This window comes from Ochrobactrum sp. BTU1 (genome assembly GCA_018798825.1).
GTDB lineage: Bacteria > Pseudomonadota > Alphaproteobacteria > Rhizobiales > Rhizobiaceae > Brucella.
On the sequence record CP076355.1, the window covers coordinates 1,008,943 to 1,027,658 of the forward strand.

Consider the following 18,716-nt stretch of genomic DNA (forward strand, 5'->3'; position numbering starts at 1 on the left):
TTCAATAGAAATTCTCGGTTTTTGTTCCGGCGGCTTGAAACGCAATTAAAAGATTAATTGCCGGAAGCAGGCGGAACAGTTTCGGTGCTGGCTGGTGGCACCGAGCCTTCACTATTGGACGGCACTTCAGGTGCAATCGCGCTACCGAACAGCTCAACAAGCAGCCAGACTACTCCAGCTGCAGCTATACTAACCAGCAAAATTACAAGAACGGGTTTACCCTCACGACCCTGTCGCGCTTCACGCGGGCTGACCTGTTTCATGAAACAACACCTCCCTTTCTGGACACTCTTACAATAGCCCAATGATTGGGTAGTGGTTTTGTTCCAGAGGGAAGAAAGTGGCCAAAATTGCCCGGCAATATAACGGGAATCCATGAGAAACCAATATCCGGAATCACAAAATTTCAATGGCTTGCTGGAAGCTTCTTTTAAATTGCAGAAAGAGCCAACGTTCCGCTCAAATACAGCGACTTCGGCATTTCACCAACATGCTGCTCTGTTTCAGACACTGTTTACAGTATATGTAAGAAAATTAGATGGTACGGACGGGTGGATTCGAACCACCGACCTCAGGAGCCACAATCCTGCGCTCTAACCAACTGAGCTACGACCGCGTACCTAATTCTCAACGAACTCACTTCGGTGTCCGTCGACAGGGGGTCACATACGGAGAATCGAACCACATTGCAAGTGATTATAATGATCTTTTTTGAAGATTTCCCCGTTTGTTAGCTCGAAAGCCGCAATCGTTAAAATTCGACGCAATTCGGTTACCATGTTTTATGCATGGTTGTGCATAAATACGGATTATCCACCGACACATAAAATTGCCTTACCTGCATTAACTAATGGAACAGAAAGTAAGGTCCATATCGAATACAAATATGGACCCCAACCCGCAAGAGGCTTATTAACAGGTCGTTAAGAGGTTTCTTGGGTGGACGGAAGAACAGGTAAAGGACCGGTATGTCAGGATCATACCCCTTCATCGATATTGCCGCGCTGGATCAAATCCGCGAAGGCTTTGCCAAGGGCGACGCGCAGCTCGTGCTGACGCGCGACTTATCGACAGTGCTTTGGGCAAATGGCGCTGGCGCAAACCTCTTTGGCCATGATCGTATCGAAGACCTGATCGGTCGCGCCCTTGATTTGCCGGTCGCGACGCGCCGACAGATTACAGCTTCCACCGATGAAACCGACATTGCGCCCAGGATTGTCGCTGTTCGTCTGGGTGGAGGAATGCGGGCCGAACTGACCCGCCTAAGCATTTCGAATATTGCCCTGCCCGATGGCATTGAGGCCTTGCTGATGTCTGCCGACCGGCAGGACGTTAAGCCCGGCGATATTATTTCCGGGCTCGCCGATGAAACAACGCATGTCGCGCTGATTGATGCACAGGCGAGAATTCTTGCTGCAAGCTCACGTTTTGCTGTGCTTGATATTTCCGCATCCACCATCGAAGATTTGATTGTCGAAGCTGAAGATGCCGATGATCATCTGGTCAAGCGGCGTATCCGTGCTGGAAAGCATTCAGTTCCGGGTGCGCTGGCGCGTCTTTCAGACACCCCTGCTTTACACCTGCTCTGCATTATCAGCGAAGCGACACAGCCGACTTTGACCGCCGATGCGCCTTTGGCTGAAAAAAATATCGTATCCACAGTGAAAGAAGCAGCGACCAAGGCCGAAGAGCTTCAGAAGCCCAAGGAGTTTGCTTTTGACCGTGACGGCGCACCAGCCCGCTTCATATGGAAGACGGATGCGGCCGGTTCATTTACCGAACTATCGCCAGAACTGGGCATTATTATCGGGCCTAATGCTGCCGATGTTATCGGCCGCCGCTTTGCGGAAGTTGCCAATGTATTTGGCTTCGACACGGATGGCGTTATCGCCGCTCTGCTGCAAAAGCGCGATACGTGGTCCGGTAAAAGGCTGCTTTGGCCGGTTGAGGGTACAAACCTCCGTGTGCCAGTAGAGCTTGCCGCCCTTCCGGTTTATTCGCGCGATCGCGAATTTATCGGTTTCCGCGGTTTCGGCCTTGTGAACCCACAGGATGCAGAAGCAGACCCTGAAACCATCGGCACTGTGCTGGCTGGCGGCGTTCCGCAGAAGCGGGTTCCAGAAGAACAACAGACCGCCCTGCCGCTCGACGGTGCGGACGATGATGTTTTGGCACTTTCAGAAGAAGTTGCGAATGACGATCATCCTTCAGAAGCCAAATATCAGCCACCTGTGGTTCTGACGCCTAATCCAGGCCGTCGGGAATCCGACAAGGTGCTTGAGCTTCTTAACGCTGCTGCCCGCGAAAAAGTCGCGGCGGATCACGAAAAAGAACACAAGACGAAGACTGACAAACGCCCTGAAGGCGGCCTGACAACCACCGAGCGCAATGCATTCCGCGAAATCGCTGATCGCTTGCGCAAGCAAGGTCTCGCAAACTCGCGTCAGGATCAGGACGCAGCAGATGAGAAGCCGGTTGCCGCCGAGCAGATAAAGCCTGCTGCAGAACGCGCATCACCTGTCGCGCTGGTTTCTGAACCTGCTCAAAAAAATCCCGCCGAACAGCCTGCCACAGAAGCCGCAACCCCTGTTGTTTCTGACGAAAAGGTGTTTGCTGACGAAACGGCTTTGCTTGCCAATCTGCCTGTGCCGGTGATTATTCAGTCTGGCGGCGATATCCATTATGTCAATCAGGCGCTGCTTGATTTGACGGGTTATGACGCGATTGAAGACATCCGTAAGGCTGGTGGCGTTGATGCGCTTTTCAACAGCGAAGCCGACGACAGTGAAAAGCGTCAGGGCATGGTGCTACGTCATGCCGACGGCCATGAAGAACCGGTCGATGCACATCTTAATGCTATTAACTGGCGTTCTGGCCGCGCATTGATGCTAAGCCTTATGCCTGCCGTAGTTGAAGCGACTGTCCCTGTTCATAGTACATCAGAACCGGCCCATAAGGATCGCTCTGAAAAGCAGGAACTGCAGGCCCATATCGAAGAGCTCAAGACCATTCTTGACACAGCAACCGATGGTGTTGTTCTGATTGATCCGGAGGGCCGCATTCGCTCGATGAACCATTCGGCCTCGGCGCTATTTGGCTATGATCAGGGCGATACGGAAGGTAAGTTCTTCTCCATGCTCTTTGCCATCGAAAGCCAGCGTGCAGCGATGGATTATCTGCATGGCCTTTCCGGCAATGGCGTTTTGAGTGTCCTCAATGACGGACGTGAGGTGATTGGTCGCGAAGCGCAGGGCGGCTTCATTCCACTCTTCATGACGATGGGAAAGCTGACCCATACGAACGGTTATTGTGCGGTTCTGCGCGACATCACACAGTGGAAGCGCACCGAAGAAGAACTAACCAATGCTCGCCGCGAAGCCGAGCGCGCATCCAGTCAAAAAACAGAATTCCTTGCGCGTATCAGCCATGAAATTCGCACGCCGCTCAATGCAATCATCGGCTTCTCTGAGCTGATGTCCGATGAAAAATTCGGCTCGATTGGCAACGAGCGCTATCGCGACTATCTGCGTGATATCAACCGTTCCGGCAACCATGTGCTGGCATTGGTTAACGATCTCCTTGATATTTCAAAGATTGAAGCCGGCGCACTCGACATGAAGTTCGAAGCGGTCTCACTCAATGAAGCGATCGCCGAAGCCATAGCGCTGATGCAGCCGCAGGCCAATCGCGACCGCGTCATTATCCGTTCCAGCTTTCAGTCGAACCTACCCGACATCGTCGCAGATGCACGCTCGATCAAGCAGATCGCGCTCAATCTACTATCAAATGCCGTGCGCTTCACCGCAACCAGCGGACAGGTTATCGTTTCGACGAATTATGAACTGAACGGCGATGTCGTAATGCGTGTACGCGACAATGGTGTCGGCATGAGCAAAGTCGAAATAGAACAGGCATTGAAGCCGTTCCGTCAGGTCAACACCATGCAGCGCCGTAAAGCTGAAAGTGCGAAGGACTGGCGCGACGAAGGCACGGGTCTGGGACTTCCGCTGACCAAGGCGATGGTGGAGGCAAACCGCGCGCAATTTTCAATCGACTCCACACCCGGCCAGGGAACTGTGGTGGAAATCGTTTTCCCACCTACACGCGTTCTCGCAGAATAGGCGATGCATATCCCACATGTTTTCAAAAAGCCTTTGCCGGGCGTCAAAAAAGATGCGTGAAAAAGCCAAAACATTGGACATTCTCTAAGTGAATTATACCTGTGATGTCTAAAGACCCTCCACCTGGAGAGCTTTTCATTTGCAGAAAAAAAGCGCCGGCAAGAACCAGCGCGATAATTTTCAGAGAGACAAAGACACGAAAGCAAGTGAGACAAGCACAAGTGCGGCTCGATCATTACTCAGTGTTGCTTTCTTTATCGCGCCGGGGTCGTTAATGCGGCGTTAAAAATTGAGCTCAGAATTTAGAGATTGTAAACTCCAGTAAAATCGCGGTTAATTTCCGGGAAACAATTGTTTAACCATAGTGTGGAATGAGCAAAGGCGACTTTGCTTTGCCACGGTGCTGAGCTAGTTTAGATTACGGAATGTGTTTCTCTGATAGGATGGTTGATGCGCTGGCCGAAGTTTCTGCGCCTTATTATTGCGCTCGTTATACTGGGCGCGGCGGCGGTCGCTACACTTCTGGCGGTCATACCTTTCATCGTCTCAACCGATGCGATCCGCATTCGTGTAGCACAAGAAATCAGTGCATGGACCGGTTATAGCGTTGAACTGCGCGAAGCACCACGCTTGCGGGTATTTCCGGTTTTGCGGGCCTCGCTAGATGGCGTAACGCTTAGCAAACTGTCCGATCAGGGCGCCAAGCCGTTCATGAGTGCCAACCGCATTGAAATTGAGCTTTCGCCCCTTGATGCCATCATGGGAAGGGTATCATTCTCTGAAACGCAGATAGTCAGGCCCCATTTCAATATTGGCGGCCCCGTCGATAATGTTTCTGAATTGCTGGATGCGATAGCAAGTTCGAATGGTCGATTAGGCACTGCAATACGCGCGCAACGCGCACTGCAACAACAAAATGGCGCTAACGACAAGACGCTTGCCACGCAGCAGGCTTCTCAACCCTTCGGCCGCGTTGTGGTTCGAGACGGAACAATCGCGTTCAGCCACCCTGACACGGACGAAGAACCAAAAGAAGACCAGCAGATCACCAAAGTAAATGCCACTCTCGAATGGCCACGCACATCAGGCACTGCTACCCTTCGCGGCAGCGCACTATGGCGCGGAGAGAACACTCAGTTCAGCCTGACGGCAGCACAGGCTCTTCCATTGCTCGCGGGTGGCACCTCTGACATAACCGCCAGCTTCACCTCCAGCCCAATCAACATCACATTTGAAGGCAAAGCCAATATCTCCAACGATCGCTTCTTTGAAGGCACGTTAAGCGCCAAGACGCCTTCATTGAGCAATTCGCTGCGATGGCTTGCCTTGCCACCGGTCGCCGGTAGCACGGAAATCGGTGCCTTCTCGCTCGACTCCACCATGACCTCAACACCGCGTCGATTGAAATTTGCGGATGTCGAGATGACGACGGACGAAAGCCCGGCCAAGGGTGTGATAGAGATTGGATTTGAGCAGGATACACCTGCCGTCACCGGAACGCTCGCGTTTGAGAAGTTGAACCTGCGCCGCCTGTTTTCGATCTTTGTACCATTGCCTGAAAGCCAGGCTCGCTCGCCAAACGAACGCGATCAGAATGAACGCGACACAATTGATACAAGCTTCATCAACAGATCCGAGCTTGATTTGCGGCTGTCAGCGCAGACGGCAACTGCTGGGCCGGTGTCCATGACGGGTGTGGCCGCGGCAGTTCAGATCAGAGGCGGTCGTGCGATGTTCGATATCGGCGACGCTAAAGCCTTCAATGGCATTCTGCAGGCTAATCTCCAAATCGTCCGCGACCTGAAGACCGCGAGCGGGGAGTTACGCTTTAATGCGTCAGACATCGATAGCTCGCAGCTTTTTGCTGCGCTCGGTTTTGACAAGCCTTTTATCAATGGAAAAGGCAATGTGTCTTTGTTTATGAAGGGGCCAGCCAATCGTTGGTCCGGCCTATTGAACAATGCACAAGGCAATGTTTCGGTGCAGCTGAATAATGGCCAGATGCAGGGCTTTTCGGTTCAGGATTTTCTGACCAAGGCACAAAGTCAGGGCTTCTTTGCCCTTGAACGACAGGACAATGTCTCACTCGCGTTCAATCGCCTAGACATGAAAGCAAACCTCTCGGATGGCGTGGCATCGCTGGAAAACTCTACATTAGTAACGGCGGAAGGTACGCTCAGTCTCGCTGGAATCGTGCCATTCGTCGACCGCAGTCTGGCGCTCAGTGGCGAAGTAATCTTCCCAACCAGCCAGCCCCAACAACAGCAGAATGACAACAGTCAGCAGGCTCAAGACACGCAAGAGACGGTAGCGAAACCGCCATTACATTTCTTCGTCGGCGGCTCTTGGGATCGACCATTTATCTCCCCATCAACGACAGGAAACAGCACGGGGCAGTAAACCTGCCCCGTCGCGGTTTTCTGGAGCATTTCCCGTAGAAATTGGATCACTGGAAAAGGCTCAACCAGTTAGTTCCAACGCGCATCCCGTTTCGAAATCCATTTCCCGTATTTGGCGAGCGCTCTAGATGATTATCCTATGCGGAATGCCGCCTGCTCATCACGGCGGCGCTGCACTTCCCTGCGCTTGTTGACGACTGATGCAATGATAACACCCGTCGTCACCAAGGCGATCAGAATGGTACAAACCGCATTGATTTCCGGCGTCACTCCAAGCCGCACCTGAGAGTAAATCTTCATTGGAAGGGTAGTCGCTCCGGGGCCCGAAGTGAAGCTTGCAATCACTAGATCATCGAGCGAAAGGGTAAATGCTAGCATCCAGCCGGAAACCACTGCGGGCAGGATCACCGGCAGCGTAATTTTCAAAAAGGTGGTAACAGGCGGCGCACCAAGATCCATTGCTGCTTCTTCCAGCGAACGGTCAAAAGTCACCAGACGCGACTGCACAACGACTGCCACAAAACACATCGAAAAAGTGATGTGTGCTAGCGTTACCGTCCAGAACCCACGGTCAAAGTTCATCGCCACGAACAAAAGCAGCAGCGAAAGGCCGGTGATGACATCAGGCATAACCAACGGGGCATAAACCATACCCGAAAACAGAATGCGCCCGCGAAACCGCGTGTAGCGGGTCAAAGCCAGGGCTGCCAGCGTGCCGAGCACGGTAGCAATCGTCGCCGACAGAAGTCCGACACGGATCGTCACCCATGCCGCATCCATCAGAGCTTGGTTGCGGAACAGCTCCACATACCATTTGGTAGAGAAACCTGCCCACACAGTGACGAGGCGAGATTCGTTAAAAGAATAAATGACCAGCAGGACAATCGGCAGGTAGAGAAAGGCAAAGCCGAGCGCGACTGAGACAATGTTAAAGCGGGACCAATTGTTCTGCATCTTATTTCCCCTTCTCCTGCTGACGCGCCTGCGCCTGCTGGAAAATCACAATCGGCACAATAAGCAAGAGCAGCAGAACAACTGCCACCGCCGAGGAAACCGGCCAGTCGCGATTGGAGAAAAACTCACTCCAGATTGTTTTACCGATCATCAGCGTCTGAGATCCACCAAGAAGATCAGGGATCACGAACTCACCAACAGCTGGAATAAACACAAGGAAACAACCCGCCACGACGCCTGCAAGCGATAGTGGGAAGGTGACCTTCCAGAATGCCGAAAATGGCGTACAGCCCAAATCCTGCGCCGCTTCGATCAGCGAATAGTCCATCTTTTCAAGTGACGAATAGATCGGCAAAATCATGAACGGTAGATAAGAATAAACGATGCCAATGAAGACAGCAGTATCCGTGTTCAGAATATTAAGTGGCGTATCAATGACATTGAGCCACATCAGAAACTGGTTCAGCAAACCTTCTGGCTTGAGAATGCCGATCCACGCATAAACGCGAATAAGGAACGACGTCCAGAATGGCAAAATGACCAGCATCAACAATGTCGGGCGAAGGCTTTGCGGCGCGCGCGCCATGCCATAGGCCATCGGATAAGCGACCAGCAATGTCAGGAATGTCGAGATTGCCGCAATCCGCACGCTGGAGAGATACGCCATATAATAAAGCGGATCATCCATAAGCCAGAGATAGTTATCAACGGAGAGCTGCTTCACGCGCTCCCATGCAAGACTCAAACCCTGCGTCAGATCAATGACCGGCTGATAAGGCGGAATCGCCATCGTGACTTCTGACAACGAAATCTTGAAGACGATGAAAAACGGTACCAGAAAGAAGATCAACAGCCAGAGGTACGGTACTGCGATCACAAGGCGACTTGTTATGGAAGCGATCAGCTTTTGCATTTGCCTCCCCTCCTCAGGCTGTCAGCACCAAACCGGCATCGGTATCAAACGAAACCCACACCCGCTCATCATAAGTCAAAGGATTCTCCGTCTTGCGAACGGCGTTCAGACTTGCAGCTTTGATGGTATGTCCATTTTCGAGGCGGACGTGGAATACTGTCATATCGCCAAAATAGGCGATATCCCAAAGCTCACCCTCAACCGCGTTGACTGATGTTTCCTCCGGCTTTTCGCGGGTGATGCGTGTCTTTTCAGGACGCACCGCATACCAGACCTTCTGGCCCGGGCTCAGTTGCTCACGGGTCTCGGTTTGAATGTGGAAGCCGAATTTCTCGGTGGCTATTTCAGCCTCACCGTTAGCAGCCTTTACCACCTCGCCCTCGATGATGTTCACATTCCCGATGAAGTCGGCCACAAACTTCGAGCCCGGCGCTTCATAGACTTCTGCAGGGGTCGCCACCTGCATGATGCGCCCCTTGTCCATGACAGCGATACGGTCAGACATAGTCATCGCCTCTTCCTGATCGTGGGTAACGACCATAAAAGTAAGACCAAGCTTGACCTGCAGATCCATCAATTCGAACTGTGTTTCTTCGCGCAGCTTTTTGTCGAGCGCACCAAGCGGCTCATCAAGAAGCAGCACCTTCGGGCGCTTTGCAACGGCGCGGGCCAGCGCAACACGCTGGCGCTGACCGCCTGAAAGCTGGTGCGGCTTGCGCTTGCCATATTGCTCAAGTTTCACGAGTTTAAGCATTTCAGCAACGCGGGCATCTATTTCAGATTTCGCCATGCCGTCCTGCTTGAGACCGAAAGCAATGTTGTTTTCAACCGTCATATGCGGGAACAGCGCATAGGACTGGAACATCATGTTTACCGGGCGCTTATAGGGAGGAATGCCGCGCATATCCTGACCATCAAGGGTGATACGACCAGATGTCGGTTCTTCAAAACCAGCCAACATGCGCATCAGCGTGGTCTTGCCGCAACCGGACGCCCCTAGCAGCGCGAAGAACTCTCGATTGAAAACATTCAGCGACAGATTATCAACAGCAGTAAAATCGCCGAAAATCTTGGTCACATTTTCAAAAGAAATATAAGGCTTCGCCGCCGGATCATTCCAGGGTGCGAATTTGCGGCGAAAGCTGCCAAAAGATTCCATTCCGTTCCCCTATCGACTTATCAGGAACCTGACATTCACAGGCAGAGCCTGCCATTGATCTACTACAAGACGTAGAGCGGCCCAGCTGTATGAACAGTGAGCCGCTCTCAATTTCAACGGGTAAACCCGCGTCGGCTAATAATAGCCGTCATATTATCCGACTGTTACTGGCCTGTGACGATCTTGGTCCAGGCGCGTGTAACAACACGCTGCACCTTGGTGTCATAAGGTGTCGGTACGAAGAGCTTCTTCAGAACTTCATCGCTTGGATAGATAGCCGGATCATCAAGAATTTCCTTGTCGATAAATTCCTGCGATGCCTTGTTGCCGTTTGCATAGAACACGAAGTTCGACGCCTTGGCTGCAACTTCCGGACGCATGATATAGTTCATGAATTCGAGCGCTTCAGGCACATTCTTCGCATCGGCCGGGATCGCCATCTGGTCGAACCACATCAGCGCGCCTTCCTTCGGGATCGAGTAACCGATCTCTACGCCTTGTTTTGCCTTTTCTGCACGATCGCGCGCCTGGAAGATGTCGCCCGAGTAGCCAACGGCCATGCAGATATCGCCGTTAGCCAGCGCATTGATATATTCCGACGAATGGAACTTGCGGATATTTGGACGAATCTTGAGATAAAGTTCCTGCGCCTTTTCGAGATCTTCCGGCGATGGGGAATTTGGATCAAGTCCGAGATAGTTCAGAGCCGGGCGCAGCATTTCGCTGGCTGAATCGAGTAGGTAAATGCCACAGCCTTTAAGCTTCGCCGATTTTTCCGGATCGAAAAGCACGTCCCACGAGTCAATCGTGTCGGTGCCGAGCGCTTCCTTGATCTTGGCCTTGTTATAGCCAATGCCGGTCGTGCCCCACATGTAGTTGATAGAATATTCGTTGCCCGGATCGTATGTCGCCGCACGGGTCGAAATTTCGTCCCACATGTTCTTGAGGTTCGGGAGCTTGTCTTTGTCCAATTTCAAGAACACGCCTGCTGGGATCTGACGGCCAAGGAATTCGCCCGATGGCACCACGAGATCGTAGCCGCTGCCGCCTGCAAGAAGCTTGGTTTCAAGAATTTCGTTGGAATCGTAAACGTCGTAAACGACCTTGATGCCGGTTTCCTTGGTGAAATCCTTGAGGATCGAATCGTCGATGTAATCCGACCAGTTATAGATATTGACAACCCGCTCCTGCGCGCTTGCGGGAAATACGGCGGCGCTTACAAGGCCAGAAACCATTGTAGTCGCCAGAAGAAAGGATTTCATCCTCATCGCGTGCTCCATTCTGCACCCTGATTCCAGGTACAGCTCAAGGGTGGGTAAACTGTTTCAACTTCATAGTTTTTTAGATTGTGCAGCATTCGTCAACCGGGTGATGACAAGACGAACACAAAAATTGCGATGCGAGCGCAAAGAACCAATGAGATTTTGGCTATGACGCGGCGAAAATAGTGAGGTTCGAGAACCGGAGCGGAGTGTACTTTTGGGTACATGAGCACCGGGAGCGCAGAACCACGCCATTTGCAGACCGTCAAAGCCAAAATCTTCCGGCCCTATTGAAAGTCGAAAGCTGACAATCCCGCCACCATTTCATCAAGTCCCAATGGACGGGTAAGCGGCGGCTCGGCCCGTGTGATGCAGCCCTGTCGCTCACAAAGCCGACAGGCTGGACCAATTTCCGTGCGCGGAGAACTATTCGCACCATAAATCGTCTCTGCCCCTGCATCGAGCGAGCAGCCGAGAAGAATGGCGGTGCGCCGCGGACGCTCATTGAAAGCGCCTTGCGGTCCTTCAAGTGTTCGCGCAACTGTCAGAAAAGCGGACCCATCGGGCAATTCGGCTGGTTCCACCAACACCTGCCCCGCTTGTGTGAAGGCCGCATAGACCGGCAGCTTGGGACATTGCCCACCAAACCGGAGGGGAAACCCTTCGGCACCAGCCATGCGCAAGCGATTGCCCGCGTGGTCGATTTCCATCAAGAAGAACGGCAAAGCAGAGTTACCCTGGCGTTGAAGCGTTGTGAGCCGGTTCGCCGCCTGCTGAAACGACACACCAAAGCGCGAGCGCAACACGTCAACATCATAGCGCGTCCGCACAGCCGCATCGCGAAACTGGCGATAGGGCATCATCAAAGCCTGCGCCGCATAACGCGCCAGCTCAAAACGCGCGATGCGCTTTGCTTCACTGGACGAGAGTTTCAGCGCTTCCGTTTCGCCGCCGATTATCACCTGCATACGGATAAGCGCCGCCTCCATCGCGATTTCCTGCAACTGATCAAAGGGCGACAATCGCTCCGATATAAACAGTCGCTGCGAATGCCGATCATAACGCCTGCGCCAATTCGGCATGGTCGCGACGGGCAGCGTGCGCACAGTAATGCCATGCTCGCGCCGCAGCCACTCTTTCAACGCGCCCGATAGGTCCCCATCGGCTTTCAGCAGGCCATAGAAACTTTCCGCCTCTTCTTCGATACGCGAATAATGATTGGGCCGACGCCCCATGACATCACGGACCTCATCGAGCGGCAACCGCGTGGCGGAAAGCTGCGCATCGCTGCCTTCGTGCGATAGCAACTGCGAGAGATCGGAAAGGCGCTGCTGCTGCTCACGGTAGGCGCGATAAAGCTTGACGATCCCGGTGGCAGCATTGGGTGCTGCCTCGCCAATTTCCACCAGCTCCTGATCGCCAGGCAATTCTCCCGTCAGCAGCGGATCGGAAAACACTTCCTTTAGGCCCGCAACCGTCGTGCCACTTTCTGCCTGCAGGCTATCGAGATCGAGCTTGTAAACGCTGGCAAGCTTTAACAAGAGCTGCACCGTCAGCGGACGCTGATTGCGCTCAATGAGATTGAGATAGGACGGCGAAATACCAAGCGCTTCGGCCATGGATGTCTGCGTCAGACCGCGCTCGTTTCGGATGCGCCTGATGCGTGGACCGGCAAAAATCTTGCGTTCGCTCATCAGGTCCTCCCAAACCAGCAATGATGAGTTTTACAACTCGTGACAAAATAGCTTCAAATTTTACGTTTGACAATATTTACAACTTTACAGATTAGCTCAGTCAATTTTCAGACAGCATTACCTCAATTATTTGGCCTTTCTGCTGCTTTTTCTGGCCGCTCAAGCAGCGGGATTGTAAATCTAGTCACAGAAAGAGCGGCGATAATCTGCTCTTCAAAAACCTGATCTAAGTGTGAGGAGACACCGAAATGACAGATTTTTACAGCCTCATCCCTTCGGCACCCAAGGGCCGCTTTGACGGTATCCAGCGTACGCATAAAGCCGAAGACGTGAAAAGGCTGCGCGGTTCGGTGGAGATCAAGTATTCACTGGCCGAGATGGGTGCAAACCGTCTGTGGAAGCTCATCCAAGAGGAAGATTTCGTCAACGCACTTGGCGCGCTTTCCGGCAATCAGGCAATGCAAATGGTTCGCGCCGGATTGAAGGCGATCTACCTTTCCGGTTGGCAGGTTGCAGCGGATGCAAACACGGCCTCAGCCATGTATCCCGATCAGTCGCTTTACCCGGCTAATGCCGCACCTGAACTCGCCAAGCGCATCAATAAGACGTTACAGCGTGCCGACCAGATTGAAACAGCAGAAGGAAAAGGCCTGTCGGTCGACACGTGGTTTGCGCCAATTGTTGCCGATGCGGAAGCAGGCTTCGGTGGACCGCTGAATGCTTTCGAGATCATGAAGGCCTTCATCGAAGCGGGTGCTGCCGGTGTGCATTATGAAGACCAACTGGCGTCTGAAAAGAAGTGCGGCCATCTGGGCGGCAAAGTTCTGATCCCGTCTGCGGCCCATATCCGTAACCTCAACGCAGCACGCCTGGCTGCTGACGTTATGGGAACTTCCACGTTGGTTATCGCCCGCACGGATGCGGAAGCTGCCAAGCTTTTGACCTCAGACATTGACGAACGCGACCAGCCTTTCGTTGACTATAATGCGGGCCGCACTGCAGAAGGCTTTTATCAGGTGAAGAACGGCATCGAGCCGTGTATCGCCCGTGCGATCGCCTATGCGCCCTATTGCGATCTGATCTGGATGGAAACGTCCAAGCCCGATCTCGAACAGGCTCGTCGCTTCGCGGAAGCCGTGCACAAGGCACATCCGGGCAAGAAGCTCGCTTATAACTGCTCGCCGTCGTTCAACTGGAAAAAGAATCTCGACGACGCAACGATTGCCAAGTTCCAGCGCGAGCTGGGTGCAATGGGCTACAAGTTCCAGTTCATCACGCTGGCCGGTTTCCACCAGCTCAACTTCGGCATGTTCGAACTGGCACGCGGCTACAAGGACCGTCAGATGGCAGCCTATTCTGAGCTGCAACAAGCGGAGTTTGCGGCCGAAGCCAATGGCTACACCGCAACCAAACACCAGCGCGAAGTCGGCACCGGCTATTTCGATGCCGTGTCGCTCGCAATCACCGGCGGCCAGTCTTCGACCACCGCCATGAAGGAATCCACCGAAACAGCACAGTTCCGTCCAGCTGCTGAGTGACGCCCAATTCTTGAGAGGAGAATAACAATGGCTTCGATTGCACGCGTTAAGGAAAGAGCAGAAGAGCAATCAACCTCGATGAGCACCGATCAGCAAAGCGCGATCCGTATGCTTGCCAATGATCTGCACCGCCTCAATCAGTCGGTTATGAATGCAGTCGAGGCCGGTGTTTCCGTTGAGCTGGTTCGCTCCGCTCGACATCATGGTGGCGAAGGCAACTGGGGGGATCTGCTGATCCCAGTTATCGTTACCCGAAACCCATGATGACGCTCACAACAATTGCCTTCGCCGCCATGCTTTTAAATTTGTGTGCCTACGGCAACACGGGAATGGCGAAGGCAACTGGAGGGATCTGCTGATCCCGGTTATCGTTACCCAAAACCCATCATGACGCTCACGGCAATAGCCTTTGCCGCACTCTTACTTGCTTGGGAGAAACTGCGACGACGAAAAGTGACAAGCATAAGTGTCGCATACTGATCGTTTCATCCATAAAACGTCAATTATACCTTGATATACCAGTTCATCCATGCTGGACTACCCGCACTGACCTCCCCGGCTGGCCTCGCCAGTCGGGTTCTTTTTTTACATCAGCAAGTAATCTTGCGGCTGTGGCAGGTCCGGCAAACTGGTTTCACCCAATGCTTCGCGCAGATTGATCTCGATCGTATCAGCAATCGCGCCGATCGGGAGATCATTGGGTAACGTGCCAAAGGGCTCTTCCAGTTCATCACCCAGCGCATCAAGACCGAAGAAGGTGTAAGCGACCAGCGTAGTCGCGAACGGCGTCCCCCAGCCGAGCATATCGGCAAAACCAAAAGGAATGAAAAAGCAGAACAAATATGCCGTGCGGTGCAACAACAAGGTGTAGCCGAACGGCACTGGTGTAAAGCGCAGACGCTCGCAAGCCGCCTGCACTTCGGCAAAGCCTCTCACCGTTTCATCAAGTGTCTGGAAATCGATCGCATCAATGCGCCCTTCAACGCGCAGTTCTGCAAGTACTTCGCCGATTTTGCGCAGAATGAAATCCGGCCCGTTGCGGCTTGCGGTAATGGCTATTTGCTCCTCAGAGCTAAGCCATCTGTGGGCTTTTGCTTGCCCATCATCTGGCCGAAGATGCGGCACCAGTGACTGCGTGAACGCAATCACATAATGAAGTAGCTTCGTCCGCGAGCCTTCGCCCGGCAATTGGTCCAGCAAAATGGTCTGACGCGCGAAACTTCGTGTCAGATGCACAAGTTTGCCCCAGACTTTGCGCGCTTCCCACCAGCGGTCGTAGCAGGCATTGTTGCGGAATCCCAAGAAGATCGAAAGCGCTATGCCAAGCAGAGCGAAGGCTGTGCCATTATTGAAAGCCGGAACCCAGCCCGGAAAAGCGCGGTGCGCCCAGACCACCACGAGCGACAGGACGAAAACCGCAAAGATTTGTGGCAATATCCGCGTGATGATTGAGCCTTTGAGGATGAAGAATAATTTCCACAAGGGCGGGCGCGGACGAACGATCATTTCAATGCATATCCCAGAATGTTACGGACGGTGTTTATAGTCTTTGCGCTTCTTCGCCAAGCACCGCAAGTTCTGCCCTAAATCAAATCGTGATGCGTTCTAGACAATTGCCATCAATAGGCGAGCCACTTAAAACTATCGCAGGATACAATCAGGAGCCGCCATGTCCATTCAATCGCTCGTCGACACAATTGCACATCGGGTCAATATCGATCAGCCACTTGCCGAAAAGCTAACCGGATCAGTTTTTTCCGTGTTGCAACACACCACACCGGAAATCGGACAGAAAGTCTTTGAACTTTTACCGGATGCGAAGCTTCTGGCAGAAAACCACGATGTGCTCGCTGCGGGAAGCAGCGGTATTGTTGGTGTTTTTTCAGGGCTGATGGGCACTATTGCCGGAGAAAAGATGAGCGCTTTGCTCAAAGGAGCCGCCAACCTCCGCACAAGCGGCCTGTCAAACGAGCAGATCACCGATGCCGGAAATCAAGTGTTCCTTTATATCCGTGAACGCGATCCAAATCTGGTGGACCAACTGATTGTTGCGGCCCCATCCATTAAAGAGCATTTTAGACTTTGAACCGATAGCGCGCCATCGAAAGAAATCCCAATGACGCGCTAATCAGATTATTTAAGTGTCTTCTCCAGTATCGACCACTGCTCGTCACGCGTCACCGGCCCCATACCGGCATTGTGGGCCAGCATGTTTCGGTTCAGGCGCACAAATACGACCTTTTCATCGCCTTTCTCGGCCCATCCGACATACCAGCCGAATTGACGTCGCCGATCCGGCTTGCCCTTGGGCCCGGTTTCAAACGCCGAGCCTGTTTTACCATGGGCAGTCCAGCCGTTCGACAGCTTATGGCTAGGCAGAATATCCATGGCTTTGGTCATTGCAGCTTCCGAGAACGGAAGCTTTTTATTGACCATCTTCATGAGAAAATCCGCCTGCTCATTGGGCGATATCGTCAGCGACGAAGAAATCCATGAGCGCAACATACCGTTATTCTTGCCCGGATCGCCACTCAGATCGCGATTGCCGTAGTTGAGGCGATCTGTGTATACCTGAAACTTATCTTTCCCCAGCTTCCGTGTCAGCTCCTGAGAGAACCAGACTACCGACTGCTCTTCCCAATAGCTCGGATCGACAGATTGTTTCCAGGATTCACGCCACGCAGGATAGCCCTCCTTATAAGGCCAGACCGGGTTGTGACTGTCCTTTAATATGCCGCTTTCGAACCCCATCAGCGCCAATGGCACTTTGAACGTTGATGCTGGACTGTTGCGCTTGTCGCAAATCTCGCCCTCTTTGGCGATAACCTCGCCGCTGTTCGCATTGAGCATGATCATGCAGGTGAGTTTTTGACTTGCAGCCGTGGCCTGCCCTTGCAGGACGAGCATTGCAAACAATGAACCGCCTGCCATTGCCAAAGCCGCCTTGATCGTTCTTAGCATATAGAAAATCTCCCCAAAAATGCATTATGGAATTCTTTTCTCAAACATGGCGCGAACATTACGCAAAAGTGGCAATCCACATCTTTGCCTTGCTGGGAATCTAGCTGCCTACGCTCTGGCAACCGATGATACTGACGAAGGGTTGCGGTCACCAAACAGGACTAACCTCCACCGCAAAATGCACTGCAATATTTAATGCCATTGTTGCTCAAAGGTCATTTGTCATTGTCTTGTGTCCCCGCTATCATACAGACATACGAAATCATTTTTTGGTGTTGGATGTCTGCTGATACGACGGAAAAGAAGGTTACGCGTGCGCCGCGTCGCCGTACGCCTGCTTATGTCAAATCTCTTCGAGGTGTGAAAAACTGGAAGCAAGCCACAGAATGGCTGGCATGGCGAGACATTGAAGACATCGAATGCATCACCCCCGATCAAGCGGGCGTTGCCCGCGGAAAGATGATGCCGTCGAAAAAGTTCACATCGAACACTTCGCTGGCGCTTCCATCGGCGGTGTTTATGACGACAATTTCGGGCGATTATCCTGAAGACGGCCATGGCTTCCAATATCCCGAAGACGACGGCGACCTGAGACTCTTACCAGACCTTTCCACGCTCTCCGCCGTGCCATGGGAATCTGATGCCACGGCGCAGGTCATCTGCGATCTGGTTTATCAGGATGGACGTGCGGTTGAATTCACCCCGCGCAACGTTCTGCGCTCGGTGGTTTCTGCTTATAACAAGCGCGGCCTCAAGCCTGTGGTGGCACCGGAAATCGAGTTTTATCTGGTCCGTAAGAACCCCGACCCGGACTACCCGCTCACACCTCCGGTCGGTCGGTCCGGCCGCGCGATCGGTGGCGGTCAGGGCTATTCAATTGCTGGTGTCAACGAGTTCGACGAACTGATCGATGACATCTATCATTTCTCTGAAGGCCAAGGCCTTGAGATCGATACGCTGATCCACGAAGAAGGTGCAGCCCAGCTTGAAATAAACCTGCGCCATGGTGATCCGGTTGAACTGGCCGATCAGGTATTTTTGTTCAAACGTACAATCCGTGAAGCAGCGCTCAAGCATGATATGTATGCAACCTTCATGGCCAAACCTATCCAGGGCCAACCAGGATCGGCGATGCATATTCATCAGTCGATTGTTGACAAAAAGACCGGACGCAACATTTTCTCCAATGAAGACGGAAGCGAAAGCGAAGCCTTCCGCCATTTCATCGGCGGCATGCAGCGCCATGTGCCAAACGCGCTTGTAATGTTCGCACCCTATGTAAACTCTTATCGTCGCCTGACTCCGTCTGCATCGGCTCCTGTCAACGTGAAATGGGGCTACGACAACCGTACGACTGCGTTCCGCGTACCGCGTTCTGAGCCAGGTGGTCGGCGTGTTGAAAACCGCATTCCATCGTCTGATGCAAACCCCTATCTGGCGCTTGCTGCTTCGCTTGCTTGTGGACTGATTGGCTTGGTGAACAAGATTGAAGCGGATCAGCCAGCTTCAACCAGCGTCAACACCAAGGAAATCGACCTGCCGCGCGGCCTGATCGACGCGGTAGAACTGTTTGAAAACGATCAGGAATTACGAAATCTGTTTGGCAATTCATTCGTCACCACTTATGCGGCGATCAAGCGTGCCGAATTTGAAACCTTCATGGAAGTCATCAGCCCGTGGGAACGTGAGTTCCTGCTGCTCAACGTCTGAGCGGT

At 52.9% G+C, this 18,716-nt stretch carries 14 protein-coding genes and 1 tRNA gene; 6 read left to right on the forward strand and 9 right to left on the reverse strand.

The features are described 5' to 3' along the window. Window positions 1–53 precede the first annotated feature (53 nt). Window positions 54–263, reverse strand: a complete 210-nt coding sequence (locus tag KMS41_15950) for a hypothetical protein (protein QWK79003.1) — start codon at window positions 261–263, stop codon at window positions 54–56. A gap of 276 nt (window positions 264–539) precedes the next feature. Next, a tRNA-His gene (locus tag KMS41_15955) sits at window positions 540–616 on the reverse strand. 352 nt (window positions 617–968) lie between these two features. On the opposite strand from KMS41_15955, the gene KMS41_15960 reads away from it, so the two are divergent. Next, on the forward strand, window positions 969–4,121 hold the full coding sequence (locus tag KMS41_15960) for a PAS domain S-box protein (protein ID QWK79004.1): 3,153 nt from the start codon (window positions 969–971) through the stop codon (window positions 4,119–4,121). A gap of 450 nt (window positions 4,122–4,571) precedes the next feature. Next, window positions 4,572–6,521 carry an AsmA family protein gene (locus KMS41_15965; protein ID QWK79005.1) on the forward strand — a complete coding sequence of 650 codons (1,950 nt, stop codon included), beginning with the start codon at window positions 4,572–4,574 and terminating at the stop codon, window positions 6,519–6,521. A 131-nt stretch (window positions 6,522–6,652) separates the two neighbouring features. Here the strand turns inward: KMS41_15965 and KMS41_15970 are convergent, their stop codons facing one another. The 5 genes from KMS41_15970 to KMS41_15990 form a co-directional block, all read right to left on the reverse strand. Further along, on the reverse strand, window positions 6,653–7,474 hold the full coding sequence (locus KMS41_15970; protein ID QWK79006.1) for an ABC transporter permease: 822 nt from the start codon (window positions 7,472–7,474) through the stop codon (window positions 6,653–6,655). Window position 7,475: 1 nt separating this feature from the next. Next, the gene (locus KMS41_15975) at window positions 7,476–8,387 is read right to left on the reverse strand and encodes an ABC transporter permease subunit (protein QWK79007.1); all 912 of its coding nucleotides are present in this window, start codon (window positions 8,385–8,387) and stop codon (window positions 7,476–7,478) included. A 13-nt stretch (window positions 8,388–8,400) separates the two neighbouring features. Next, on the reverse strand, window positions 8,401–9,546 hold the full coding sequence (locus KMS41_15980) for an ABC transporter ATP-binding protein (protein ID QWK79008.1): 1,146 nt from the start codon (window positions 9,544–9,546) through the stop codon (window positions 8,401–8,403). A 164-nt stretch (window positions 9,547–9,710) separates the two neighbouring features. Beyond that, on the reverse strand, window positions 9,711–10,814 hold the full coding sequence (locus KMS41_15985) for a polyamine ABC transporter substrate-binding protein (GenBank protein QWK79009.1): 1,104 nt from the start codon (window positions 10,812–10,814) through the stop codon (window positions 9,711–9,713). 281 nt (window positions 10,815–11,095) lie between these two features. After that, on the reverse strand, window positions 11,096–12,502 hold the full coding sequence (locus KMS41_15990) for an XRE family transcriptional regulator (GenBank protein ID QWK79010.1): 1,407 nt from the start codon (window positions 12,500–12,502) through the stop codon (window positions 11,096–11,098). A gap of 248 nt (window positions 12,503–12,750) precedes the next feature. Here KMS41_15990 and aceA point away from each other — a divergent pair, with 248 nt between their 5' ends. Further along, window positions 12,751–14,040: an isocitrate lyase gene (aceA, locus tag KMS41_15995; GenBank protein QWK79011.1), complete on the forward strand. Its 1,290-nt coding sequence runs from the start codon at window positions 12,751–12,753 to the stop codon at window positions 14,038–14,040. 27 nt (window positions 14,041–14,067) lie between these two features. Next, entirely contained in the window at window positions 14,068–14,304 is a 237-nt protein-coding gene (locus KMS41_16000; protein QWK79012.1) for a hypothetical protein, read from the forward strand. 321 nt (window positions 14,305–14,625) lie between these two features. Here KMS41_16000 and KMS41_16005 read toward each other — a convergent pair whose 3' ends face one another. Beyond that, window positions 14,626–15,546, reverse strand: coding sequence for a bestrophin family protein (locus KMS41_16005; GenBank protein ID QWK79013.1), 921 nt, complete (start codon window positions 15,544–15,546; stop codon window positions 14,626–14,628). A gap of 163 nt (window positions 15,547–15,709) precedes the next feature. Between KMS41_16005 and KMS41_16010 the strand changes: the two genes are divergently transcribed. Then, window positions 15,710–16,126 (forward strand): DUF2267 domain-containing protein, encoded by a 417-nt coding sequence (locus tag KMS41_16010; GenBank protein ID QWK79014.1) that lies wholly within the window; start codon window positions 15,710–15,712, stop codon window positions 16,124–16,126. A gap of 47 nt (window positions 16,127–16,173) precedes the next feature. Here KMS41_16010 and blaOXA read toward each other — a convergent pair whose 3' ends face one another. Beyond that, a complete protein-coding gene (blaOXA, locus tag KMS41_16015; GenBank protein ID QWK79015.1) occupies window positions 16,174–17,001 on the reverse strand; it encodes an OXA-919 family class D beta-lactamase in 828 nt (275 codons plus the stop codon). A 279-nt stretch (window positions 17,002–17,280) separates the two neighbouring features. Here blaOXA and KMS41_16020 point away from each other — a divergent pair, with 279 nt between their 5' ends. Further along, on the forward strand, window positions 17,281–18,711 hold the full coding sequence (locus KMS41_16020) for a glutamine synthetase family protein (protein ID QWK79016.1): 1,431 nt from the start codon (window positions 17,281–17,283) through the stop codon (window positions 18,709–18,711). Window positions 18,712–18,716: the final 5 nt, after the last annotated feature.